The sequence below is a fragment of the Klebsiella sp. PK01 genome (assembly GCF_057624675.1).
In genome coordinates, this window is the sequence record NZ_JBYEZM010000005.1 from 255471 (window position 1) to 279408 (window position 23938).

The following is a 23938-nucleotide window of genomic DNA, read 5'->3' on the forward strand; positions in this document are numbered from 1 at the left end:
ACATCAAACCTGCGAGCATTAACGCATGTTCTCAGTCGGATAGCAAACTTTTTTTCATCAGGATATAAAACGGCCCTGCATCAGGACCGTTACCAAAAGAAGATAGTAAACCAGTTTTTCAATCTATTAGCTGCCTTGAGAGCTGCGGATTGGCCATCATCAGGCGCATCAGTTTGAGTTCCGTGGATGACGGTTTTACCCGTCGCGACTCCCACTCTTCGACCATTGCGACGCTGACGCCCATGGCATTGGCGAAATCATCGGTCTTAAGCCCTGTGCCTTTACGCAGCCGTTCAAATTCATTAAAAACGCTTGGGGTACGGGCAAGCGTGGCCGTTTGCGGCTGATCTTTAAAAACAATTTGTTCCAGGTTACTCAACAAATCAAATACGGGATCTTTATATTCCATTGAGAGCTCCTATTCTGTCTCACTGCGGAGAGGAAAATACATCGAGCCATTTAAGAATAGTCGCAAAAGCAAGGAAAATAATAACAGCAGTGATTATTTGTTGGCGTGGTTTCGTTAATCACCCGGAAAAGCGGCGTGCGTAAAAGCTAAGATGATGATTCCTAACATCGACAGCGGCTTTAGAAAATTTATGTAAATGATGGTTTGCGGCAAGAAAAAGCCAGCGCAGAGCGCTGGCTGGATTGATTAGGCTTTTTGTAAATTCTTGCTGTCATTTTCGCTGACGGTTGGCTGGCGCTGGCTCATTTTGTATTTCACCAGCAGAGCGATAGCGGATAAAAACGCCGGGATCGCCAGCATCGTGAAGATAGTTTCAAACGACAATTGCGCCTGCATCAGGAAAGCGCCGCTGAAGGCGCCGAGGATCCCGCCGAAGCGGCCGATACCGAGCATCCAGGCAACGCCGGTGGCACGGCCCTGGGTTGGATAGAACCCGGCAGCCAGCGCCGGCATTGATGATTGCGCGCCGTTCATAATGCTGCCGGCGATGAACACCATCACTCCCATCAGCAGCAGATTGCTGGTTGAGAAACCGACCAGGCAAACAAAGACGCCGGTGAGCAGCCAGCCGACGGCAACTACCTTGTTAGGGTTGATCTTGTCCATTAGCGCGCCGAGTATCAGTACGCCAATCCCGCCGCCGAGCGGGAACAGCGCGGTGATGATAGAAGCCTGGCTCATCGAGGCGCCGGTTTCGCGGATCAGCAGCGGTAGCCAGCTGGTCAGCAGATAGAAAATCAATAATCCCATAAAATAGGTCAGGCACAGCATCACGGTGCCCACGGCGTAGCGCGGGGAGAAAATCACGCCAATGGCCGACTTTTCATTCACCTGGCCTGCTTCACGTAGCTCAAATTCAACCGCATCCGGCAGCGGCGCGATACGCTTCAGGATGGCGGCGATGCGTTGTGCCGGCTGCCGTTTCACGACCATATAGCGGGCGGATTCCGGCAGCAGGAACATTAACGCCACGGCCAGCAGCAGCGGCATCACGCCGCCAAGCACTAACACGCTTTGCCAGCCATAGTGCGGGATCATCCAGGCTGACAGGAAGCCCCCGAGCGACGATCCCATCGGGAAGCCGACGAACATCAGGTTTACCATCAGCGCGCGGCGGCGTTCCGGAGCATATTCGCTCATTAGCGTCGCGGCATTCGGCATTGCCGCGCCTAAGCCCAGACCGGTGAGGAAGCGTAATAATGTCAGTTGGTTCAGGCTGCTGGCAAACGCGGTTAACAAACTAAAGCCGCCGAACACCAGGATCGACATAATCAGCACTTTCTTGCGGCCAATACGGTCGGCGAGCGGCCCGGCCGTCAGCGCGCCGACGGCGAGCCCGACCAGAGCGGCGCTCATTACCGGGCCCAGTGCGGATTTCTCAACGCCCCATTCCTGTACCAGGTCTGAAGCAATAAATCCGATAATCGCGGTATCAAATCCGTCCATCGCGACGGTAATAAAACATAAGGCGAGAATCATCCATTGGTACTTAGTGAATGGATGTTCGTTGATAAAAGCCTGAATATCGATGGTTGTTTTCTTCATACGGCATTCCTGGCAGGCTGAGCGGGGGACAGAGGGATTGTTATAGTCTCCCTCGCTATCATTGATGTTGGTTGTGCGATAATCGAACATAACGCCGTTAATCGCTCATTAATCAAACCATTGAACCTGCCTGTAGACAATGTACCGCCGTCAGGAAGCGTGCGATTATCGTCCGCTTTGCCCAATTCATTCACCGATGATTTTATTAATTTTAATTAAATCAAAAAGATATTTACTATTTTTGCCGGTTAAGTTATCGCGTTAAATGTGATGAACTTAACAGCGGACATGGCTGGCGCCGGGGTGGCAAAAAAGGGCATTTTCCACGGTAAGATTATCAGGAAAGGGTATCCTGCAAGCCCGTCCTGGACTATCCTTGTCAGCGTCTGGCACGCGTGTGCCTGTTTGCGCTTTTTTTGGCTGAAGGAGTAAAAAAATGGCGACAGGAAAGTCCTGCTCTCGCTGGTTTGCGGCCGTTGCGGCCATATTAATGGTGGTTAGCCTGAGTGGGTGTTTTGATAAAGAAGGCGATCAGCGCAAAGCGTTCATCGACTTCCTGCAGAATACGGCGATGCGTAGCGGCGAACGTCTGCCAACGCTTACCGCCGATCAGAAAAAACAGTTCGGCCCCTTCGTTTCCGATTATGCGGTGATTTACGCTTATTCACAGCAGGTCAGCCAGGCGATGGATGCAGGTCTGCGCCCGGTGGTTGATAGCGTTAACGCCATTCGCGTGGCGCAGGATTATACCACTCAGCGTGAACCGCTGCGTCAGGCTAACGGCGCGCTGGGCGTGCTGAGCCAGCAGCTGGAAAACGCCAAAATGCAGGCCGATGCCGCGCATGGCGCGCTGAAGCAGGCTGATGACCTTAAGCCGGTTTATGACCAGGTTTTTAATAAAGTCGTGACGGCGCCGGCGAATGCGCTGCAGCCGCTGATCCCGGCCGCGCAGATCTTTACTCAGCAGCTGGTCCAGGTGGGTGATTTTGTCGCTCAGCAGGGGACGCAGGTGAGCTTCGTGGCCAACGGTATTCAGTTCCCGACGTCACAGCAGGCGAGCCAGTACAATGCGCTGATCGCCCCGCTGGCCGCACAGCATCAGGCCTTTAATCAGGCCTGGACGGCGGCGGTTAACGCCACGCGTTAATCGGTATATTGCTGTTCTCCCGGCTGACGGCGTAAGCGCCGCCGGCCGGGCTTCTGCTTTTCTCGCTTACTTCACCTGCGGGTTCACACAGTTCTTCTCTACCTTGCCGTTCAACGCGTCAATCAGATTGTCTACCGCGCAGGCCGCCATGTTATAACGCGTCTCGTGGGTAGCGGAACCAATGTGCGGCAGCGCGACCACGTTCGACAGTTTCAGTAATGGCGAATCTTTTGCCAGTGGTTCATGTTCAAAGACATCAAGACCGGCGGCGTGGATCTCACCGGCCTGCAGCGCCGCAATCAGCGCCTGCTCGTCAACCACCGGACCGCGCCCGGCGTTAATGAAGATGGCGGAAGATTTCATTTTGGCAAACTGCGCTGCGCCGAACAGGTGGTGGGTCTCTTCGCTCAGCGGCAGGATCAGGCAGATGAAATCCGCTTCCTGTAACAGGGTATCCAGATCGCAGTAGCGGGCGTTAAAGCGCTCTTCCGCCTGCGGATGCTGACGGCGCGCGTTATACAGAATCGGCATGCCGAAACCGAAGTGGGCGCGCTGCGCCAGCGCCATGCCAATGCGGCCCATGCCGACGATGCCTAAGGTTTTATGGTGTACATCGCAGCCGAACCAGTCCGGCCCGATGCTTTTGGTCCATTCGCCCGCTTTCACGCGTTCAGCGACCTCAACCACCCGACGCGCGGTGCTCAGCACCAGCGCCATCACCGTATCGGCGACGGTTTCGGTCAGCACGGTCGGCGTATGCATCAGCAAAATCTTGCGCGCGTTCAACGCATCGACATCAAAATTGTCGTAGCCGACAGACACGGTAGAGGTCGCACGCAGCTTCGGCATTTTCTCCAGTAACGCGGCGTTAACCTTTTCACTCGAACCCAGTAAACCTTCCGCCTGGGCGAAAGCCTCCGCGTGCTGTGAAACGGTTTCCGGACGCAGGTTTTTCACCTGGGTGACGGAAAAATGTTCCTCCAGACGATGTAACAGGTCGTCGGGAAGCGTTTTATAGAGAATGACAGACGGCTTCATGCGAATCTCCGTAGCGTAAGTAGTTCAGGCGTGATGAGCGCCAAGCGGAAGTTTTTGATTCTTAGCAGGCTTAACAATTAAAGTAAGCCATACCGAGGCGAAAAGCGCCACACCCATGAAAATGTACGAGGCGGACGGGCTGCCGGTTGCGCCGTTGAGATAGCCGACGAACCACGAGCCAAAGAAGGAACCCAGCGCTCCCATACTGTTGATCAGCGCCATCGCGCCGCCGGCGACGTTGCGCGGCAGCATCTCCGGGATAATCGCAAAGAACGGGCCGTACGGGGCGTACATGGCCGCGCCGGCGATCACCAGCAGGGTATAAGAGACCCAGAAATGGTTGGCGCCGACGGCCCACGAGCCGATGAACGCCAGCCCGCCAATGAGCAGCAGCGGCCAGACAAACAGCTTACGGTTCTGCATCTTATCGGAAGCCCAGGAGACGGCGATCATCGCAATCGTTGCCGCCAGATAGGGTACTGAAGAGAGCCAGCCTACCTCGACCATCCCCATGTTTTCGCCGCCGCTGCGGATGATTGACGGCAGCCACAGTACGAAACCGTACACGCCGATGCTCCAGGCGAAATATTGCATACACAGTAGCACCACGTTGCGTGAACGGAAGGCTTCGCCATAGTTACGCACCGCTTTGATACCCTGCTGCTCGCGCTCCAGCTGTTCCTGCAGCGCCGCTTTTTCACTTTCCGCCAGCCAGTTCACCTGCGACGGTTTGTCTTTCACCAGTACCCACCAGCAGAAGGCCCAAATTACTGCAGGGATCCCTTCAAAGATAAACATTTCACGCCAGCCGAAGGCCTGGATCAGATAACCCGATACGACCGACATCCACAGTACGGTGACCGGGTTGCCGAGGATCAGGAAGGTGTTGGCGCGCGAACGCTCTGATTTGGTAAACCAGTTACTGATGTAAATCAGCATCGCCGGCATGACCGCCGCTTCCACCACGCCAAGAATAAAGCGGATGGCCGCCAGCGCCGGGATGTTATGCACTACGCCGGTCAGCGAGGCGCAGCCGCCCCACAGGATCAGGCAGATAAAGATAAGTTTACGCACGCTGCGGCGTTCGGCGTAAATCGCTCCGGGGATTTGGAAGAAGAAGTATCCAAGGAAGAAAAGGGCGCCCAGCAGCGATGAGATGCCTTTAGTGATGCCAAGGTCTTCGGTAATGCCCGCGGCCGATGCAAAGCTGAAGTTGGCGCGGTCAAGGTACGCCAGGCTATACGTGATAAACACGATAGGCATGATGTACCACCAACGTTTTGCTGCATTTGTTGAACTGTTCATAGGCTTGCCTCTGTCAATGAGGTGACATACGCCCGCCGGGACGGGCGCTGCTGTGCCGCACTGCATGTAGGGTACAGGACGGCTGTTTTAGGTGAAAAGATTATTCGCCCAGCGCTTCGCGGGTGGGCAGCCCTTCGCTATCGCCCTGGACCTGAATGGCCAGCGAGCCAATTTTGTTACCGCGGTTCACGGCTTGCGTCAGCGTTTTGCCTTCCAGCAGCGCGCTGATCACGCCGACGGCAAAGCCATCGCCCGCGCCGACGGTGTCCACCACGTTATCGACTTTAATCGCGGCGATGGCGCCCTGTTCGCCGTCAGCGGTCTTGAACCAGGCGCCGTCGCAGCCGGTTTTAATCACCACCGCCTTAACGCCGCGCGACAGATAGAAATCAGCGATACCTTCCGGCGTCTGCTGGCCGGTAAGAATCACCCCCTCTTTTAAGCCTGGCAAAACCCAATCAGCCTTGAAGGCGAGGCGGTTCAGTTTCTCCACCATCTCGGCTTCGCTTTTCCACAGTACCGGGCGCAGGTTTGGGTCAAAAGAGAGGGTTTTCCCTTCGGCTTTCATCACGTTGGCCGCATGTTCCAGCAATGCATACGAACTGTCGGACAGCGCGGCGGCGACGCCGCTTAAGTGCAAATGGCGGGCGCTGGTGAAGTAATCGGCGCGGAAATCTTCCGTCGACAGATGGCTGGCAGCCGATCCTTTACGGAAATATTCCACGATGGGATCGGTTCCATTTTCGACTTTAGATTTCATCTGGAAGCCGGTAGCGTAGCGCTCGTCAACGGCTACGCCGCGCGCGTCGATACCTTCTTTGGCCAGTGAATTCAGCACGAAACGGCCAAAACTATCGTTGCCGACGCGGCTCACCCAGCCCACCTTCAGCCCCAGGCGCGCCAGACCGGTCGCCACGTTCAGTTCAGCGCCGGCCACGCGTTTGATAAAGCGTTCAACTTCCGCCAGTTCGCCGGTTTCGGTGGCGACAAACATCGCCATGGCTTCGCCAATGGTAATGACATCTAAGTTTTCCATGGCTTAATCCTCGCGTAACAGATCAACGTAATGGCGGGTGACGGCGGTCAGGTCGTCGCCGACCAGCGGGAATTCAATACCGCGCGGCGCGTCGGCGGGCAGGTTATCGAGCAGCGCCAGCCAGCGTGCGTCCGCCTGGTCCGGTGGGACGGCGCGATACTTCTCATGATGAGGCTCCGCCGCCTTCACATGAATATAGCTGACTGCGGGGGCCAGATGGCGTGCGGCTTCTTCCGGCGAATCGCCAACCCACAGCCAGTTCCCCATGTCGAAAGTCAGCGTCACCGGCATCTGATGGACCCGGCAGGCGGCTTTGAAACGCTGCATCGGCGCCAGTTGGCCGCAATCGGTCTGGTCATTTTCGACCACCAGAGCCATGCCGCTGTCGCTCAGAATATCGCGCAGCGTCTCCAGCTGTTGATTATGGATGAAATGACCGAGGGAGAGCTTCAGCCACAGGGCGTTGAGGGCTTGCGCTTCCTCAAGTAATGACGGGAGATTAGGATTGAGCTCGCCATTGTCGGCGAACAGCGCCTGCGGCGCGGAGTAGCAGGCCAGCAGGCCCCGTTTTTCAATGTCGGCCGCCAGCGTCGGCAACTGCTTCAGTTCCGCCGCGCTGAACAGCTCGCGGCGAATTTCCACGCCATCGGCGCCGGAACCGGCGATAAAGGGTAATACGGCGGACTGCCCGCCAAGCGCTTTAACGTGGTCGTTGCCATAAGCGGCGGTGACGACAATGATTTTTCTGGCCATTGAACAAACTCCTGGCGTGGTGGGGCTTAACTCCCTATTACGCTAGATGGTACCGGTTCCAAAGAAAAGGCCAGGATGTTTAATTTATGATCGTCATCACGATGAATCGTTAACGAGAAGTTGATCCCCGCACAATGAGCTCGCCGGAGAACACCCGCTCGCAGATGGGGTCGCTGCCGCCTTCGATACGTCTGACGACCTGTTCGACTGCGGCATAGCCAATCTGCCAGGTTGGTTGTTTGAGGGTGGTGATGCCGACGCCGGCCAGCTCCGCCCATTCCAGCTCATCGAAGCCCAGCAGGCCGATATCGCTGCCCCAGATGAGGTCAACGCGCTTCAGCGAGCGGGCTACCTGTAACGTCAGGGCGCCGTTGGCGGAAATCACCGCTTTGCGCATTCCGCGGTGGCGGGCGTGGAACTGGCGCAGGACGTTATCCATCATAGCGCCGTCGTTGAGCGGCACCTCGGCGTTTTCCGCCACTACGCCAGTATAGCGCTGTAGGGTGGCGCGAAAGGCGTCCAGACGTTCGCGGCGGGTGTTAACGGAGCCAATCGGCTCGCTTAAAAACAGCAGCGCTTCAAAACCCTTTTCTACCAGATGCTCGGTGGCGGTGGTGGCGGCCTGGGTGTTATCCAGCCCCACGACATCACAGGCGAAATCGGGGATTTTACGGTCGATAAGCACCATCGGCAGCGCGGATTGCTGCAGACGGTTGAGGCCTTCTTCGCGCATGCCGACCGCATTAACCACAATCCCTTCAACCTGATAGCTGCGTAAGAGGTCGAGATAGTGGAGCTCCTGATCGATTTCGTTGTTGGTATTACATACCAGCAAGGTGAAGCCTTTTTCGCGGCAGGCGGCTTCGATCCCGCTTAACACGTTCACGGAGTAAGGGTTAGTGATATCGGCGATGATCAGGCCAATCAGGCGGGTACGGCCATGTTTCAGGCCACGGGCCATCAGGCTGGGACGGTAGTTGAGCTCGGCAATCGCTTTTTCAATCCGCGCCAGTAGATCGTCGGATAGCAGATGTTTTTCGCCGTTGAGATAGCGTGAAATGCTGGTTTTACCGGTCTTCGCGGCTTTCGCCACGTCGCTGATGGTTGCTCGCGCCGCTTTCGCCATGATGGCTTCCTTTGCTGAAAATCTGCCAACACCTTAGCGCGAAAAATAGCGATATCAAGCATTTTGCCCGGCAGGAAGGCTGCCGGGCCGGAAACGAGAAGATTACTGCAGCGGGCTGAGGGTAATTTCCACGCGACGGTTCTGCGCTTTGCCTTCCGCCGTGCTGTTGCTGGCGATCGGGTTCGCCGGGCCCATGCCGGTGGTGCGAATACGGTTAGCTGCCACGCCCTGAGTGATGAGCGCGCTGGCGACGCTGTCGGCACGCTGTTGTGACAGACGCATGTTCAGATCGTTGCTGCCGGTGCTATCGGTATATCCGACGACGTTAACGGCGGTTTTCTCGTACTCTTTCAGCACCATCGCGACGCCGGTCAGGGTGTTGGCGCCTGCAGGTTTCAGGTTGGCGCTGCTGCTGTCAAAGGTGACGTTATTCGGCATGTTAAGCACGATATTGTCGCCATTTCGCGTCACGCTGACGCCGGTTCCCTGCATTTTTTCGCGCAGTTTCGCTTCCTGCACGTCCATGTAGTAACCGATGCCGCCGCCGAGCGCCGCGCCTGCCGCTGCGCCAATCAGCGCGCCTTTGCCGCGGTCATGTTTGGAAGAGGAGAGCGCGCCGACGCCTGCGCCCACTAAGGAGCCGATACCCGCGCCGATGCCGGATTTTCCTGCTTCGCGTTCGCCGGTATAAGGGTTGGTAGTACAACCAGAAATAGCCAGTGTGCCGCTAACGATAGCAGCAATCATCAGTACGCGTTTTTTCATCTTATTTCCTTAATCCTTTTTATTCTTTGCCACCGCAAGCGTGACGGTTGATTATGACGTCCGAATACGGAGAAAATTCCCCGCAGGGTATCTCTTTTTGTAAGTAACATTGAACGGTTGACTAACAAACCGCCACAACACCTGCATTCGCTGACCCAGGAGCCTGCTTTGCCAACCTCATCTGCAACTAAAACCATCCTAACCGCGGCCCACTGGGGGCCAATGCTGGTAGAGACGGATGGTGAAAATGTGATTTCGTCCCGCGGCGCGCTGGACACTCCCTTCGCCAACTCGCTGCAAACGGCGGTGCGCGAACAGGTGCATAGTAAAACTCGCGTTCGCTATCCGATGGTGCGAAAAGGCTATCTCGCCTCGCCGCAACAGCCGCAGGGCGTACGCGGCCAGGATGAATTCGTGCGGGTAAGCTGGGAGCAGGCACTTGATCTGATTGATGCCCAGCATCGACGGATCCGCGAAAGCTACGGCCCGCAGTCGATTTTCGCCGGTTCCTATGGCTGGCGTTCTAACGGCGTGTTGCATAAGGCGGCAACCTTGCTGCAGCGCTATATGAGTCTTGCCGGGGGCTATACCGGACACCTCGGCGATTATTCAACCGGCGCGGCGCAGGCGATCATGCCTTACGTGGTAGGCGGTAATGAAGTTTATCAGCAGCAGACCAGCTGGCCGCTTATTCTGGAGCACAGCGAGGTGGTGGTGCTGTGGAGCGCTAATCCGCTGAATACGCTGAAAATTGCCTGGAACGCCTCGGATGAACAAGGGATCCCCTGGTTTGATCGCCTGCGCCAGAGCGGCAAACGGCTGATCTGTATCGATCCCATGCGATCGGAAAGCGTTGATTTCTTTGGCGAATCAATGGAGTGGATCGCGCCGCATATGGGCACTGACGTCGCGTTGATGCTGGGGATCGCCCATACCCTGGTCGAGCATGGCTGGCAGGACGATGAATTCCTCGCCCGCTGTACCAGCGGTTATGACATTTTCGCCCGCTATTTGAGTGGTGAAAGCGATGGCGTCGCCAAAACCGCCGAATGGGCTGCGGCGATCTGCGGCGTAGCGGCGGATAAAATCCGCGAACTGGCAAAACTTTTCCATGAAAATACCACCATGCTGATGTCCGGCTGGGGCATGCAGCGCCAGCAGTTTGGCGAGCAAAAACACTGGATGCTGGTGACGCTGGCGGCGATGCTGGGGCAGATTGGCACGCCCGGCGGCGGTTTTGGTCTTTCTTACCACTTTGCCAACGGCGGCAACCCGACGCGCCGCGCCGCGGTGCTGGCCTCTATGCAGGGGAGCGTGGCGGGAGGAACCGATGCGGTGGAGAAAATCCCGGTCGCCCGTATCGTTGAGGCGCTGGAAAACCCTGGGGCAAGCTATCAGCACAACGGGATGACGCGACGCTTTCCCGATATCCGCTTTATCTGGTGGGCGGGCGGCGCCAACTTTACCCATCATCAGGATACCAACCGCCTGATTCAGGCCTGGCAGAAGCCGGAGCTGGTTGTGATTTCCGAATGCTTCTGGACCGCCGCCGCGCGCCATGCCGATATCGTCTTACCGGCGACCACTTCGTTTGAGCGCAATGATCTGACCATGACCGGCGATTACAGCAATCAGCATCTGGTGCCGATGAAGCGGGTAGTCGCGCCGCGCGATGAAGCGCGCGACGATTTTGATGTCTTTGCGGACCTGAGCGAACGCTGGGAGGCGGGCGGTCGCGAACGTTTCACCGAAGGAAAAAACGATTTGCAATGGCTGGAGACCTTCTACCAGATTGCCGTCCAACGCGGGGCGCAGCAGCAGGTGACGCTGCCGCCGTTTGCCGAATTCTGGCAGGCTAACCAGCTAATTGAAATGCCGGAAAACCCGGATAACGCCCGTTTCTCCCGCTTCGCGGCATTCCGCGCAGACCCGCAGGCTAACCCGTTAAAAACCGCGAGCGGGAAAATTGAAATTCACTCGCCGACCATTGCCGGCTTTGGCTATGCCGATTGTCCGCCGCACCCGATGTGGCTCGAGCCTGATGAGTGGCACGGCAACGCCGAGGCGGGTCAGCTACAGGTGCTTTCCGCCCACCCGGCGCACCGCCTGCATAGCCAGTTGAACCAGACTTCGCTGCGAGAACGCTACGCCGTCGCCGGGCGCGAACCGCTGACTATCCATCCGCTGGACGCGCAGGCGCGCAATATCGCCGACGGCGATCTGGTGCGGGTGTGGAATTCACGTGGTCAGGTACTGGCCGGCGCGGTGGTCACGGAAGGTATTCGCCCGGGGGTGATTTGCCTGCATGAAGGCGCGTGGCCGGATATCGACCCCGATGCCGGAATTTGCAAAAACGGCGCGGTGAACGTGCTGACGAAAGATATTCCGACCTCGCGTCTGGGCAACGGTTGCGCCGGGAATACGGCGCTGGCATGGCTGGAAAAATATGATGGACCCGCGCTGGCGCTCAGCGCATTTGACCCGCCGGCCAATGCATAATCCAGGTCGGATGCTGGGTGTCGTCCTGCCACGCGCAGTCTTCTATACGGAAGCCCTGCGCGTGGTAGAAATTCACCGCCCGCACGTTTTTCTGATAAACCTCCAGACTTAGCCAGTCGTAGTGCTGCTTGACCTCATCAAGCAGCGCGCGGCCGATACCGTGGCGGATCGCTTGCGGGGCGACGAAAAGTGCCCCGACGAAGCGCGAATCCATCACGCTGACAAACCCTTTCAGCGCATCATTCTCCTGCCACACCCAGGTGGCGGCGGCGGGAAGATAGACATCGCGCACGACTTCCAGACTCTCCCGCCAGTAGCTTTCTGCAATGAACGGATGCGCGTAAATAGTGCTTTCCAGCCACAACTCGAGTAGCGGGCCGGTCTCTGCGGCATCCCATTTTTTGATCATGCTGGTCTCCCGGGGTGGCAACAGCAACCGGTCACGTGATCGTTGACTAACCCGCAGGCCTGCATAAATGAATAACAGATAGTGGAGCCGACGAATTTAAAGCCGCGCTTTTTCAGCGCCTTAGATAGCGCATCGGAGGCTGGTGTGGTGGTGGGGATTTCGGCGAGCGTCGCGGCATGAGTAATTTGCGGCTGATTATCGACAAACGACCAGACAAAATCGCTGAATGCTTCACCGTTGGCTTCCATGGCGAGAAACGCCCGAGCATTGCCGATGATGGCCTGGATCTTCCCCCGATGGCGGATGATGCCCGCATCCTGTAGCAGGCGCTCGACGTCTGCTTCATCCATGGCCGCTACGCGAACCGGGTCGAACTGGTGAAAGGCCTGACGATAGTTTTCCCGTTTTTTCAGTACGGTTATCCACGAGAGTCCCGCCTGCTGGCCTTCGAGGCAGATCATTTCAAACAGCTTTTGCGGCGTTCTCTCGGCGACTCCCCATTCGTTATCGTGATACTGGATATAAAGAGGATCCTGGCTTACCCATCCGCAACGTTGCATGTTTCTCTCCCTTTCGTCAGAAAACTTTTTCATCCGCCTTGACGGCTGAAAGATAAAGATAATAGTTAATACAGGGAAACCACTTCCCATCAACTCCTTATACTTCAAGTTGCGTAGAAGTGGGCGGCAGCTCGAATTATTTTGAGTATAAAAACACAGCAACATTGCCGATTCGGCTCTTTTGGAGTCGCATTAATGATAATAAAGAAATGCAATGGCCTCCGGGGTGGGTTGGCCCCGGCGTGCATCACTATCTGGGTGTCGTGTGTTTCAGGCGCCAATGCCTGGCAACAGGAATATATCGCTAACGATACAAAAAGTAATACGTCGGAACGCTATACATGGGATAGCGATCACCAACCGCGTTATGAAGATATTCTCGCCGAGCGAATGAGGGCGTCAGAAGCGCCCGCCGGACTGGCGTTGAATCAGGCGCTGGCGCCGCCGGATTTGAGTCACGGCATGAGCGTGGGATGGAACTACTCGCTGGCCAGCGGGGTGACCTCCGGGCCGGTCGCCAGCTTGCGTAGCGATCTCAACCCGCCGCCCGCGACGCGCCGTGCGGGCGAAAGTATTTACGTCAACACGCTCGGCTGGCGTATGGATTACCAACAGCTATGGGGCGTGCATCCATGGGCGCAGGTGAGCTATAACCAGTCTATCTCTATCGATAACAATGCGTCGATTAGCCGCGGAAAAGACGGTAGCTGGGGCGACGTCACGCTGGGCGCAGATATGCCGCTGGGTTCACATCTGGCGGCGTGGGCCACACTTTCACAGGCAGATAACGTTCCGTCGGGTGAAAATACGCTGTATCTGATGGGCGTCAGCGCCAATTTCTGACCGAATTTGTTACGCATTTGAAATGCAGTCGTTACTGTAAAATCTCAGTAACGGCGCGTTTCTGTGAGGTAGCGCACACTAACTTTTTGAGTGAAATTTAGGGAATGAATGTTTTGCAATGTCATTCATTCCGCCATAAATGCATTTCATTCCTCGTTGATGGCAGTTCATGCCGTTTTCCCCCACCGGATTTGGGGATTTGGTTATTGTGGCGGCAGTTAATCCTTCAGGACATCTGCTATGAACGCTGCAAACACTCAATATACCCGTTGGCTCACGCTGATTGGCACGATCATTACGCAATTCGCTCTGGGATCGGTTTATACATGGAGTTTGTTTAATAGTTCTCTGGCCAGCAAATTGGACGAGCCAGTAAGCCAGGTGGCATTTTCTTTCGGCCTGTTAAGTCTTGGGCTGGCGCTATCCTCTTCCGTTGCCGGTAAATTGCAGGAACGCTTTGGCGTGAAACGCGTCACCATGGCATCCGGCATCCTGCTTGGCGTCGGCTTTTTCCTCACAGCCCATGCCAACAGCCTGATGATGCTGTGGTTGAGCGCCGGCCTGCTGGTCGGTCTGGCGGACGGCGCGGGCTATCTGCTGACGTTGTCGAACTGCGTGAAGTGGTTCCCCGAGCGTAAAGGTCTGATTTCCGCCTTCTCAATTGGCGCTTATGGCCTTGGCAGCCTCGGTTTTAAATTTATCGATAGTCACCTGCTGGCGACGGTCGGGCTGGAAAAAACCTTTGTTATCTGGGGCGCTATCGTACTGGTGATGATCGTCTTTGGCGCCACCATGATGAAAGATGCGCCGAATCATCCCGCGACCACTACCGCCAACGGCGTTGTCGAAAATGATTTCACCCTTGCTGAATCCATGCGTAAACCGCAGTACTGGATGCTGGCGGTGATGTTCCTGACGGCCTGCATGAGCGGTCTGTATGTGATTGGTGTAGCAAAAGATATCGCGCAGGGCATGGTGCATCTCGACGTGGCGACGGCGGCGAATGCGGTTACCGTGATTTCTATCGCTAACCTGAGCGGCCGCCTGGTGCTGGGTATCCTGTCCGACAAAATCTCCCGTATCCGCGTGATTACCATCGGTCAGGTGGTCTCCCTGGTTGGTATGGCGGCCCTGCTGTTCGCGCCGCTAAATGCGATGACCTTCTTTGCGGCGATTGCCTGTGTGGCCTTTAACTTCGGCGGCACCATTACCGTCTTCCCGTCGCTGGTAAGCGAGTTCTTTGGCCTCAATAACCTGGCGAAAAACTACGGCGTGATTTATCTCGGCTTCGGTATCGGTAGTATTTGCGGTTCGCTGATTGCCTCCGTGTTCGGCGGCTTCTACGTCACCTTCTGCGTCATCTTCGCTCTGCTGATTTTGTCGCTGGCGCTTTCCACTACCATTCGTCAGCCGAAAAGCGAAATTTACCACCAGGCGCACGCCTGATAGCATCGCCCTTCCTAAGCGAATAATGCCTTACCAGCCAGATATTTTGTAAATATCTGGCTGAATCACATTCCTCGCGGATACTTTTCCCATTTGCTGTGGTCTACTTAGCGCGCTTTGTAGAGGTTTCCGATAACCAACCCAGACGCACTTAATTAATCTTCCTGTTTATATCGTTTTAATCAGGGCGGTTTTATCTCTTCGTTTCCCAGGTTTGCTTGCATGAAATACATTAAAACGATGTCGCAGCAGAAGCTGAGTTTTTGGCTTGCGCTGTACATCGGCTGGTTTATGAACGCCGCGGTGTTTTTCCGTCGTTTCGATGGTTACGCTCAAGAGTTTACCGTCTGGAAAGGGTTGTCCGGAGTGGTGGAACTGGTGGCGACGGTGCTGGTCACCTTCTTCCTGCTGCGTCTGCTCTCGTTATTTGGCCGTCGGGTCTGGCGCATCTTAGCCACGCTGGTGGTGCTGTTTTCCGCAGGGGCAAGTTATTACATGACTTTCCTCAATGTGGTGATTGGCTACGGCATAATCGCTTCGGTGATGACCACCGATATTGACCTGTCGAAAGAGGTTATCGGCTGGCATCTGATCCTCTGGCTGGCCGCGGTTAGCGTGTTGCCGCTCCTTCTTATCTGGAGCAACCGCTGCCGTAAGACGCTGCTGCAACAGGTCAAAACGCCGGGTCAGCGGGTGAAAAATATCCTGATAGTCGTGCTGGCCGGGCTGATGGTCTGGGGGCCGATTCGCCTGCTTGAGCTACGTCAGCATGATATCGAGCGCAACTCTGAAGTCGATATGCCAAGCTACGGCGGCGTCATTGCCAACTCGTATCTGCCTTCTAACTGGCTGTCGGCGCTCGGGCTGTACGCCTGGGCGCAGGTGGATGAGTCGTCTGATAATAAATCATTGATTAACCCAGCGAAAAAATTTACCTACGTGGCGCCGCAGGATCTTGATGATACTTACGTGGTGTTTATTATCGGCGAGACCACCCGCTGGGATCATATGGGTATACTCGGCTATAACCGTAATACCACGCCGAAGCTGGCGCAGGAGAAGAATCTTGTCGCCTTCCGCGGCACCTCTTGCGATACCGCCACCAAGTTATCGTTGCGCTGTATGTTCGTACGCGAGGGCGGGGCGGATGATAATCCGCAGCGGACGTTGAAAGAGCAGAATGTGTTCGCTGTTCTGCACCAGCTAGGTTTTGCCGGCGACCTGTACGCCATGCAGAGCGAGATGTGGTTCTACAGCAATACGATGGCCAACAATATCGCCTATCGCGAGCAGATCGGCGCCGAGCCGCGCAACCGCGGCAAGAACGTGGATGATATGCTGCTGGTCGATGAGATGAAGCGCGGTATGGAGCAAAATCCTGATGGCAAGCGCTTGATTATCCTGCATACCAAGGGATCGCACTTTAACTACACCCAGCGGTATCCGCGCAGCTTCGCGCAATGGAAACCGGAGTGTATCGGCGTGGATAGCAAATGTTCGAAGGCCGAGTTGATAAACTCTTACGATAATAGCGTCACCTACGTGGATCACTTTATCGTTAGCGTGCTGGACCAACTGCGGGATAAAAAGGCTATCGTGTTCTACGCCGCCGATCACGGCGAGTCGATTAATGAACACGAACATCTGCACGGTACGCCGCGCATGATGGCGCCGCCGGAACAGTTCCGCGTGCCGATGATGGTCTGGATGTCGGATAAGTATCTGGCGAACCCGGACCATGCCGCCTCCTTTGCGCGTCTCAAGCAGCAGGCGGCGACGAAGGCTCCGCACCGTCACGTTGAGCTGTATGACACCATTATGGGTTGTCTTGGTTATACCTCGCCGGACGGCGGGATTAATGAAAACAATAACTGGTGTCGCGTGCCGGCTTCGAAGAAAGCGGTGAAAGAATAGCTGCAGTGGCGAGATTCTCGCCGCTTGATTGATTTTTTGCTAATAAGGCATTGACGGGTGTGCATCCCAGCAGTAAGATGCGCCCCGCATTCGGTGATTGGCGCAGCCTGGTAGCGCACTTCGTTCGGGACGAAGGGGTCGGAGGTTCGAATCCTCTATCACCGACCAAATTCGAAAAGCCTGCTCAATGAGCAGGCTTTTTTGCATCTGCGGCCCGAAGAGGATGAGAACCTCCGGGGGCAGGGGTTCGACTCGAGCGCTTCCCTGATCGCGGCGCAAGCGCCTTATCAGGGCTACATTCGCACAGCGCATAACCAGCCCGGTAGCCCGGCTCAGCGCAGCGCAAGCCGGGGTGAAAACCTTGTCAGAATCACAAAAATCGCATTTCCCCGCGCATCTCGCCAGCTGTTCGCTGTTTTGTGACATCTTCCATTGCTTTTTTTTATCGATGAATAGATCTTTTTTCGCGAAGCTTATGACTAAGTACAGCATTTTCCGCTGTGCGTTTTAACGTTCGCGCTATTAATCGCTCACATAATGGCCACATGGGAAGAAATTTTCACCATTTTTAAGAATTGTTTATCACCAGATGTTGCAAACTATTAAGGGCTTTATTCTGGTTTATTACCGGTAGCATAAATTTCTCTGCTGAAAATAGCGCCATCAAGTTTTTTTAATCTTTGCCCACCGATTCTCACCCCTGACGCAAAACCCGGTTAGCTGTATTGACGTTTCTCCATTCTGTTGACAGATTGTACGGCATGAGGGGCATTTCATGGAGAATCCGTACTGCAACTCAGTCGTTTTAGCGAACGGAATCCCCATCTCTCTCAACGCCTTCGGGCACCACCGACCAGACCGGGTAAAAAATAAATAAAGGTCTGGCGGCTATATGCAAACAACATCACAGTTTTGGAGCAGAATAATGAGTATTTCCTTGAAAAAGTCAGGGATGCTGAAGCTTGGTCTGAGCCTGGTCGCCATGACCGTCGCCGCAAGCGTACAAGCTAAAACCCTGGTTTATTGTTCTGAAGGTTCGCCGGAAGGCTTTAACCCACAGCTATTCACCTCTGGTACCACCTATGACGCCAGCTCGGTACCTATTTACAACCGCCTGGTTGAATTCAAAACCGGTACGACCGAAGTTATTCCTGGCCTGGCTGAGAAGTGGGATGTCAGCGAGGATGGTAAAACCTATACTTTCCACCTGCGTAAAGGCGTGAAGTGGCAGGATAATAAAGATTTTAAACCGACGCGCGATCTGAATGCCGACGATGTGGTGTTCTCCTTCGACCGTCAGAAAAATGACAAAAATCCTTACCATAAAGTCTCTGGCGGCAGCTATGAGTACTTCGAAGGGATGGGCCTGCAGGACCTGATTAGCGAAGTGAAGAAAGTGGACGATAATACCGTCCAGTTCGTGCTGACTCGCCCGGAAGCGCCGTTCCTCGCTGACCTGGCGATGGACTTTGCTTCTATCCTGTCGAAAGAGTATGCCGACAACATGCTGAAAGCCGGCACGCCGGAAAAAGTAGACCTCAACCCAATCGGCACCGGCCCATTCCAGCTGCTGCAGTACCAAAAAGACTCGCGCATTCTGTATAAAGCCTTCCCGGGCTACTGGGGCACCAAGCCGCAGATCGATCGTCTGGTCTTCTCCATCACTCCGGACGCTTCCGTACGCTACGCCAAGCTGCAGAAAAACGAATGCCAGGTGATGCCTTATCCGAACCCGGCTGACATCGCGCGCATGAAGGAAGATAAAAACATCAACCTGCTGGAACAGCCGGGTCTGAACGTGGGTTATCTCTCCTTCAACACCGAGAAAAAACCGCTCGATAACGTCAAAGTTCGCCAGGCGCTGACCTACGCGGTGAACAAAGAAGCGATCATCAAGGCCGTTTATCAGGGCGCCGGCCAGTCGGCGAAGAACCTGATCCCGCCGACCATGTGGGGCTATAACGATGACGTTAAAGACTACACCTACGATCCTGAAAAGGCGAAGCAGCTGCTGAAAGAAGCGGGCATGGAAAAAGGCTTCACCATCGACCTGTGGGCAATGCCGGTACAGCGTCCGTATAACCCGAACGCGCGCCGTATGGCTGAAATGATCCAGGCCGACTGGGCGAAAGTCGGCGTACAGGCCAAGATCGTCACCTATGAGTGGGGCGAGTACCTGAAACGTGCGAAAGCGGGCGAACACCAGACCGTGATGATGGGCTGGACCGGCGACAACGGGGATCCGGATAACTTCTTCGCAACTCTGTTCAGCTGCGCCGCGGCGAAAGACGGCTCTAACTACTCTCGCTGGTGCTACAAGCCGTTTGAAGACCTCATTCAACCGGCACGCGCCACCGACGACCACAACAAGCGTATTGAACTGTACAAACAGGCTCAGGTAGTGATGCATGACCAGGCTCCGGCGCTGATCATCGCCCACTCCACCGTTTACGAGCCAGTGCGTAAAGAAGTCAAAGGCTATGTGGTTGATCCGCTTGGCAAACACCACTTCGATAACGTCTCTGTCGAATAATAAGCACGATGCCTGACCCCCTCTCCCCGCGTGGGAGAGGCGGGGGGCGTATTCCCGCTATTCGGGGAATACATTTGTGAGCAATACAGACGCCTTGTCACCAGGCCTGGCGTCACTAGAGAGAATCCGGGTTATGTTGCAGTTTATTCTCCGACGTTTGGGACTCGTCATCCCGACATTTATCGGTATTACCCTTCTCACCTTTGCCTTCGTGCATATGATCCCCGGCGATCCGGTGATGATTATGGCGGGCGAACGTGGTATTTCCCCCGAACGTCACGCGCAGCTGCTGGCCGAAATGGGCCTCGATAAGCCGCTGTGGCAGCAATATGCCCATTATATTTGGGGCGTACTGCACGGTGATTTAGGGATCTCGCTGAAAAGCCGCATTCCCGTGTGGCAAGAGTTTGTCCCGCGTTTTAAGGCCACCCTCGAACTGGGCGTCTGCGCGATGATTTTCGCCGTCGCCGTCGGTATTCCGGTGGGCGTGCTGGCTGCGGTAAAACGCGGCTCCATCTTTGACCATACCGCCGTGGGCCTGGCGCTGACCGGCTACTCGATGCCTATCTTCTGGTGGGGCATGATGCTGATTATGCTGGTTTCGGTGCAGTTGAACCTGACGCCGGTATCCGGGCGTATCAGCGATACGGTATTCCTTGACGATACCCTGCCGCTGACCGGTTTTATGCTGATTGACACCGCCATCTGGGGTGAACAGGGCGACTTTATCGATGCCTTAATGCATATGATCCTACCCGCCATCGTGCTGGGTACGATTCCGCTGGCGGTGATCGTGCGTATGACCCGATCGTCGATGCTGGAAGTGCTTGGCGAGGATTACATCCGTACCGCTCGCGCTAAGGGGTTAACCCGCATGCGGGTGATTGTCATCCATGCGCTACGCAACGCGATGCTGCCGGTGGTCACGGTGATTGGTCTGCAGGTGGGCACGCTGCTGGCGGGCGCCATTCTGACCGAAACGATTTTTTCGTGGCCAGGTTTAGGCCGCTGGCTTATCGATGCGCTACAGCGCCGCGATTATCCAGTTGTGCAGGGCGGGGTGCTGCTGGTGGCGACGATGATTATTCTCGTCAACCTGCTGGTCGACCTGCTGTACGGCGTGGTGAACCCGCGTATCCGGCATAAGAAGTAAGGGGCCATCATGTCACAAATTACAGAAAATAAAGTTGTCGCCGCGCCGGTGCCAATGACCCCGCTGCAGGAGTTCTGGCACTATTTCAAACGCAACAAAGGGGCAGTCGTCGGGTTGGTATACGTGGCGGTGATGATTATCATCGCGGTATTCGCCAACTTTCTCGCCCCTTATAACCCGGCGGATCAGTTCCGTGATTCGCTGCTGGCGCCGCCGTTCTGGCAGGATGGCGGCAGTATGGCGCACCTGCTTGGCACCGATGACGTGGGGCGCGATATTCTCTCGCGCCTGATGTACGGCGCGCGCCTGTCGCTGCTGGTGGGCTGTCTGGTGGTGGTGTTGTCGCTAATCCTCGGCGTGGTGCTGGGGCTGGTTGCTGGCTATTTCGGCGGGGTGGTGGACTCCATCATCATGCGCGTGGTCGATATCATGCTGGCGCTGCCCAGCCTGCTGCTGGCGTTGGTGCTGGTGGCTATCTTCGGACCATCAATCGTCAATGCTTCGCTGGCGCTCACCTTCGTCGCCCTACCGCACTATGTGCGTCTGACGCGCGCGGCGGTGCTGGTGGAAGTGCACCGCGATTACGTGACCGCTTCCCGCGTAGCGGGCGCCGGCGCGATGCGCCAGATGTTCGTTAATATTCTCCCTAACTGTCTTGCGCCGTTGATCGTTCAGGCGTCGCTGGGCTTCTCTAACGCCATTCTCGACATGGCAGCGCTGGGGTTCCTCGGCATGGGCGCGCAGCCGCCGACGCCTGAGTGGGGCACCATGCTTTCCGACGTATTGCAGTTCGCACAAAGCGCCTGGTGGGTGGTGACCTTCCCGGGCGTGGCGATCCTGCTGACGGTGCTGGCATTTAACCTGATGGGTGACGGTCTGCGTGACGCGCTCGATCCCAAACTGAAGCAGTAAGAGGTTCGAGATGGCGTTATTAAATGTAGATAAATTATCGGTGCATTTCGGCGAGCAAAATGCGCCGTTCCGCGCCGTGGACCGCATCAGCTATAGCGTGAAGCAGGGCGAAGTGGTCGGTATCGTAGGCGAGTCGGGTTCAGGTAAGTCGGTGAGTTCGCTGGCGATTATGGGCCTGATTGACTACCCCGGTCGGGTGATGGCGGACAAACTGGAATTTAACGGCCGCGATCTGCAGCGAATTTCGGAAAAAGAGCGGCGTCAACTGGTGGGGGCGGAAGTGGCAATGATCTTCCAGGATCCGATGACCAGCCTCAACCCGTGCTTTACCGTCGGCTATCAGATAATGGAAGCGATTAAGGTCCATCAGGGCGGCAATAAGCAAACCCGCCGCCAGCGGGCGATCGACCTGCTGAACCTGGTGGGTATTCCTGACCCGGCGTCGCGGTTGGACGTTTACCCGCATCAGCTTTCCGGTGGGATGAGCCAGCGCGTGATGATCGCGATGGCTATCGCCTGCCGGCCAAAACTGCTGATTGCCGATGAACCGACCACCGCGCTGGATGTGACCATTCAGGCGCAGATTATCGAACTGCTGCTGGAGTTGCAGCAGCAAGAAAATATGGCGCTGGTGTTGATTACCCATGACCTGGCGCTGGTGGCGGAAGCCGCGCATAAAATTATCGTCATGTACGCGGGTCAGGTGGTGGAGACCGGGGATGCGAAAGATATCTTCCGCGCGCCGCGCCATCCTTACACCCAGGCGCTGCTGCGCGCGCTGCCGGAGTTTGCCCAGGATAAGGCGCGTCTGGCATCGCTACCGGGGGTTGTTCCGGGGAAATATGACCGCCCAAACGGCTGCCTGCTGAACCCGCGCTGCCCCTATGCCACGGATAAATGCCGGAGCGAAGAGCCCGCGCTCGCGGATCTCGACGGCGGCCGTCAGTCAAAATGCCACTACCCACTCGATGATGCCGGGAGGCCTGGATTATGAGTACGCAAAAGGCCGCCACGCAACAACCGCTGTTGCAGGCCATTGATCTGAAAAAACACTATCCGGTAAAGAAAGGGTTGTTTGCTCCGGAACGGTTGGTAAAAGCGCTGGACGGCGTCTCCTTTACCCTTGAACGCGGTAAAACGCTGGCGGTGGTGGGGGAGTCGGGATGCGGCAAATCGACGCTGGGTCGTTTGCTGACGATGATTGAAATTCCCACCGGCGGCGAGCTGTATTATCAGGGGCAGGATCTGCTCAAGCACGACCCGCAGGCGCAAAAGCTGCGGCGGCAAAAAATCCAGATTGTGTTTCAGAATCCATATGGTTCGCTGAACCCGCGTAAAAAAGTGGGGCAGATTCTGGAAGAGCCGCTGTTGATCAACAGTAGCCTGAGCAAAGAGCAGCGGCGTGAAAAAGCGCTGGCGATGATGGCGAAGGTGGGTCTGAAAACGGAACATTACGATCGCTACCCGCATATGTTCTCCGGCGGCCAGCGCCAGCGTATCGCTATTGCCCGCGGGCTGATGCTGGATCCGGATGTGGTGATTGCCGATGAGCCGGTCTCCGCGCTGGATGTTTCGGTACGTGCCCAGGTGCTGAACCTGATGATGGACCTGCAGCAGGATTTAGGCTTGTCCTACGTGTTTATTTCCCACGATCTCTCGGTCGTCGAGCACATCGCTGATGAAGTCATGGTGATGTATCTTGGCCGCTGCGTGGAGAAGGGGACCAAGGACCAGATCTTTAATAACCCGCGTCATCCGTATACTCAGGCCCTGTTGTCAGCGACGCCGCGTCTGAACCCGGACGATCGACGCGAGCGCATTAAGCTCACCGGCGAACTGCCGAGCCCGCTGAATCCGCCGCCGGGCTGCGCCTTCAATGCGCGCTGCCGCCGACGCTTTGGCCCATGCACCCAGCTTCAGCCGCAGCTTAAGGATTACGGTGGCCAACTGGTGGCCTGCTTTGCCGTTGATCAGGATGAGAATCCCGAGAAAGCGCGGGCGTGATGGGAAGCGGGTTGTCGCGTGATGATTTCTGCGGGGGAGGGCTGGAATGCGCCTCGCAGATTGCCAAAGGGCGTGGTGAAGGCGATGACAAGGAGCAGTAGAATCGACGCCAAGCCGGGTTCGCCCGGTGAGGCGCAATGTTGCGGGGGCTTGAACCCCGGCGGCATAGATAAGTTGCTGGAAAGAGAAAACCCTCGCACGTTGCTGGTGTTAACCAGGCAACTGAACGAGGGCTATCACTAACTCCAGACAAGTTAAAGATAGCCGCGAACGGTTGCCATTGCAATACAGGCGGCTCTATGACGCTCACACAGTTAGGTCTGATCTTATGGGACGATCTGGCGGCGCCGATAATTGCTGGCATCGTGGTCAGCATTATCGTCAGCTGGATGCACAACCAGAAGTGACGGACCGGCGGGCGTGAGTCTGCTGCGTTGGCAATTTGCGCCCGAACAGGCCGCAGGAATTCTCCTGCGGCCTT

At 56.1% G+C, this 23938-nt stretch carries 21 protein-coding genes and 1 tRNA gene; 12 read left to right on the forward strand and 10 right to left on the reverse strand.

Annotation, left to right across the window (positions count from 1 at the left end; all coding sequences use genetic code 11):
* Positions 1-118 precede the first annotated feature (118 nt).
* Together AC22LX_RS17520 and AC22LX_RS17525 are read right to left on the reverse strand one after the other, a co-directional pair.
* Positions 119-409 (reverse strand): HTH-type transcriptional regulator, encoded by a 291-nt coding sequence (locus tag AC22LX_RS17520; protein WP_045390740.1) that lies wholly within the window; start codon positions 407-409, stop codon positions 119-121.
* A gap of 246 nt (positions 410-655) precedes the next feature.
* Positions 656-2014 carry an MFS transporter gene (locus AC22LX_RS17525; protein ID WP_045390741.1) on the reverse strand — a complete coding sequence of 453 codons (1359 nt, stop codon included), beginning with the start codon at positions 2012-2014 and terminating at the stop codon, positions 656-658.
* Positions 2015-2450: 436 nt separating this feature from the next.
* Here AC22LX_RS17525 and AC22LX_RS17530 point away from each other — a divergent pair, with 436 nt between their 5' ends.
* A complete protein-coding gene (locus AC22LX_RS17530) occupies positions 2451-3161 on the forward strand; it encodes a DUF3053 domain-containing protein (RefSeq protein ID WP_045390744.1) in 711 nt (236 codons plus the stop codon).
* A gap of 66 nt (positions 3162-3227) precedes the next feature.
* Here AC22LX_RS17530 and ghrB read toward each other — a convergent pair whose 3' ends face one another.
* The 6 genes from ghrB to AC22LX_RS17560 form a co-directional block, all read right to left on the reverse strand.
* Entirely contained in the window at positions 3228-4199 is a 972-nt protein-coding gene (ghrB, locus tag AC22LX_RS17535) for a glyoxylate/hydroxypyruvate reductase GhrB (RefSeq protein WP_045390747.1), read from the reverse strand.
* Positions 4200-4223: 24 nt separating this feature from the next.
* A complete protein-coding gene (locus AC22LX_RS17540) occupies positions 4224-5504 on the reverse strand; it encodes an MFS transporter (RefSeq protein WP_045390750.1) in 1281 nt (426 codons plus the stop codon).
* A gap of 100 nt (positions 5505-5604) precedes the next feature.
* Entirely contained in the window at positions 5605-6540 is a 936-nt protein-coding gene (locus AC22LX_RS17545; RefSeq protein WP_063415758.1) for a sugar kinase, read from the reverse strand.
* Between the two features lie 3 nt (positions 6541-6543).
* A complete protein-coding gene (locus AC22LX_RS17550) occupies positions 6544-7293 on the reverse strand; it encodes a sugar phosphate isomerase/epimerase family protein (protein WP_063447371.1) in 750 nt (249 codons plus the stop codon).
* A 109-nt stretch (positions 7294-7402) separates the two neighbouring features.
* Positions 7403-8419: a LacI family DNA-binding transcriptional regulator gene (locus AC22LX_RS17555; RefSeq protein ID WP_045390758.1), complete on the reverse strand. Its 1017-nt coding sequence runs from the start codon at positions 8417-8419 to the stop codon at positions 7403-7405.
* Between the two features lie 102 nt (positions 8420-8521).
* A complete protein-coding gene (locus AC22LX_RS17560) occupies positions 8522-9184 on the reverse strand; it encodes an OmpA family lipoprotein (protein ID WP_015369222.1) in 663 nt (220 codons plus the stop codon).
* A gap of 168 nt (positions 9185-9352) precedes the next feature.
* On the opposite strand from AC22LX_RS17560, the gene AC22LX_RS17565 reads away from it, so the two are divergent.
* Positions 9353-11683, forward strand: coding sequence for a molybdopterin guanine dinucleotide-containing S/N-oxide reductase (locus AC22LX_RS17565; RefSeq protein ID WP_063447372.1), 2331 nt, complete (start codon positions 9353-9355; stop codon positions 11681-11683).
* Here AC22LX_RS17565 and AC22LX_RS17570 read toward each other — a convergent pair.
* Together AC22LX_RS17570 and tag are read right to left on the reverse strand one after the other, a co-directional pair.
* Positions 11652-12092 (reverse strand): N-acetyltransferase, encoded by a 441-nt coding sequence (locus tag AC22LX_RS17570; RefSeq protein WP_049061521.1) that lies wholly within the window; start codon positions 12090-12092, stop codon positions 11652-11654. The two genes, AC22LX_RS17565 and AC22LX_RS17570, sit on opposite strands and share 32 nt — an antisense overlap.
* Positions 12089-12652 (reverse strand): DNA-3-methyladenine glycosylase I, encoded by a 564-nt coding sequence (gene tag, locus AC22LX_RS17575; protein ID WP_047067270.1) that lies wholly within the window; start codon positions 12650-12652, stop codon positions 12089-12091. Before tag ends, AC22LX_RS17570 begins: the two co-directional genes overlap by 4 nt.
* 258 nt (positions 12653-12910) lie before the next feature.
* Here tag and AC22LX_RS17580 point away from each other — a divergent pair, with 258 nt between their 5' ends.
* The 10 genes from AC22LX_RS17580 (at position 12911) to AC22LX_RS17625 (ending at position 23864) form a co-directional block, all read left to right on the forward strand.
* On the forward strand, positions 12911-13495 hold the full coding sequence (locus AC22LX_RS17580) for an autotransporter outer membrane beta-barrel domain-containing protein (RefSeq protein WP_161801957.1): 585 nt from the start codon (positions 12911-12913) through the stop codon (positions 13493-13495).
* Positions 13496-13735: 240 nt separating this feature from the next.
* Positions 13736-14941 (forward strand): L-lactate MFS transporter, encoded by a 1206-nt coding sequence (locus AC22LX_RS17585; protein WP_045390772.1) that lies wholly within the window; start codon positions 13736-13738, stop codon positions 14939-14941.
* 222 nt (positions 14942-15163) lie between these two features.
* A complete protein-coding gene (gene eptB / locus AC22LX_RS17590) occupies positions 15164-16855 on the forward strand; it encodes a kdo(2)-lipid A phosphoethanolamine 7''-transferase (RefSeq protein ID WP_045390774.1) in 1692 nt (563 codons plus the stop codon).
* Between the two features lie 91 nt (positions 16856-16946).
* Positions 16947-17023 (forward strand) — tRNA-Pro (locus tag AC22LX_RS17595).
* A 757-nt stretch (positions 17024-17780) separates the two neighbouring features.
* Entirely contained in the window at positions 17781-19388 is a 1608-nt protein-coding gene (dppA, locus tag AC22LX_RS17600) for a dipeptide ABC transporter periplasmic-binding protein DppA (RefSeq protein ID WP_047047780.1), read from the forward strand.
* Positions 19389-19521: 133 nt separating this feature from the next.
* The gene (gene dppB / locus AC22LX_RS17605) at positions 19522-20541 is read left to right on the forward strand and encodes a dipeptide ABC transporter permease DppB (protein WP_002921786.1); all 1020 of its coding nucleotides are present in this window, start codon (positions 19522-19524) and stop codon (positions 20539-20541) included.
* Between the two features lie 9 nt (positions 20542-20550).
* Positions 20551-21453, forward strand: a complete 903-nt coding sequence (gene dppC / locus AC22LX_RS17610) for a dipeptide ABC transporter permease DppC (RefSeq protein WP_045390783.1) — start codon at positions 20551-20553, stop codon at positions 21451-21453.
* A gap of 10 nt (positions 21454-21463) precedes the next feature.
* Positions 21464-22447 (forward strand): dipeptide ABC transporter ATP-binding protein, encoded by a 984-nt coding sequence (gene dppD, locus AC22LX_RS17615; RefSeq protein ID WP_045390786.1) that lies wholly within the window; start codon positions 21464-21466, stop codon positions 22445-22447.
* Entirely contained in the window at positions 22444-23457 is a 1014-nt protein-coding gene (gene dppF / locus AC22LX_RS17620) for a dipeptide ABC transporter ATP-binding subunit DppF (RefSeq protein ID WP_015369233.1), read from the forward strand. Before dppD ends, dppF begins: the two co-directional genes overlap by 4 nt.
* Positions 23458-23756: 299 nt before the next feature.
* Positions 23757-23864: a type I toxin-antitoxin system toxin Ldr family protein gene (locus AC22LX_RS17625; protein WP_015703763.1), complete on the forward strand. Its 108-nt coding sequence runs from the start codon at positions 23757-23759 to the stop codon at positions 23862-23864.
* The last annotated feature ends 74 nt before the right edge of the window (positions 23865-23938 follow it).

What these genes read in the sequence shown, in the direction of transcription:
- AC22LX_RS17520 (WP_045390740.1), bottom strand. Translation starts at nt 409, where the DNA reads ATGGAATATAAAGATCCCGTATTTGATTTGTTGAGTAACCTGGAACAA.
- AC22LX_RS17540 (WP_045390750.1), bottom strand. Translation starts at nt 5,504, where the DNA reads ATGAACAGTTCAACAAATGCAGCAAAACGTTGGTGGTACATCATGCCT.
- AC22LX_RS17560 (WP_015369222.1), bottom strand. Translation starts at nt 9,184, where the DNA reads ATGAAAAAACGCGTACTGATGATTGCTGCTATCGTTAGCGGCACACTG.
- AC22LX_RS17525 (WP_045390741.1), bottom strand. Translation starts at nt 2,014, where the DNA reads ATGAAGAAAACAACCATCGATATTCAGGCTTTTATCAACGAACATCCA.
- AC22LX_RS17550 (WP_063447371.1), bottom strand. Translation starts at nt 7,293, where the DNA reads ATGGCCAGAAAAATCATTGTCGTCACCGCCGCTTATGGCAACGACCAC.
- AC22LX_RS17530 (WP_045390744.1), top strand. Translation starts at nt 2,451, where the DNA reads ATGGCGACAGGAAAGTCCTGCTCTCGCTGGTTTGCGGCCGTTGCGGCC.
- AC22LX_RS17545 (WP_063415758.1), bottom strand. Translation starts at nt 6,540, where the DNA reads ATGGAAAACTTAGATGTCATTACCATTGGCGAAGCCATGGCGATGTTT.
- eptB (WP_045390774.1), top strand. Translation starts at nt 15,164, where the DNA reads ATGAAATACATTAAAACGATGTCGCAGCAGAAGCTGAGTTTTTGGCTT.
- dppF (WP_015369233.1), top strand. Translation starts at nt 22,444, where the DNA reads ATGAGTACGCAAAAGGCCGCCACGCAACAACCGCTGTTGCAGGCCATT.
- dppC (WP_045390783.1), top strand. Translation starts at nt 20,551, where the DNA reads ATGTCACAAATTACAGAAAATAAAGTTGTCGCCGCGCCGGTGCCAATG.
- dppA (WP_047047780.1), top strand. Translation starts at nt 17,781, where the DNA reads ATGAGTATTTCCTTGAAAAAGTCAGGGATGCTGAAGCTTGGTCTGAGC.
- AC22LX_RS17555 (WP_045390758.1), bottom strand. Translation starts at nt 8,419, where the DNA reads ATGGCGAAAGCGGCGCGAGCAACCATCAGCGACGTGGCGAAAGCCGCG.
- AC22LX_RS17585 (WP_045390772.1), top strand. Translation starts at nt 13,736, where the DNA reads ATGAACGCTGCAAACACTCAATATACCCGTTGGCTCACGCTGATTGGC.
- ghrB (WP_045390747.1), bottom strand. Translation starts at nt 4,199, where the DNA reads ATGAAGCCGTCTGTCATTCTCTATAAAACGCTTCCCGACGACCTGTTA.
- AC22LX_RS17570 (WP_049061521.1), bottom strand. Translation starts at nt 12,092, where the DNA reads ATGATCAAAAAATGGGATGCCGCAGAGACCGGCCCGCTACTCGAGTTG.
- dppB (WP_002921786.1), top strand. Translation starts at nt 19,522, where the DNA reads ATGTTGCAGTTTATTCTCCGACGTTTGGGACTCGTCATCCCGACATTT.
- dppD (WP_045390786.1), top strand. Translation starts at nt 21,464, where the DNA reads ATGGCGTTATTAAATGTAGATAAATTATCGGTGCATTTCGGCGAGCAA.
- AC22LX_RS17625 (WP_015703763.1), top strand. Translation starts at nt 23,757, where the DNA reads ATGACGCTCACACAGTTAGGTCTGATCTTATGGGACGATCTGGCGGCG.
- tag (WP_047067270.1), bottom strand. Translation starts at nt 12,652, where the DNA reads ATGCAACGTTGCGGATGGGTAAGCCAGGATCCTCTTTATATCCAGTAT.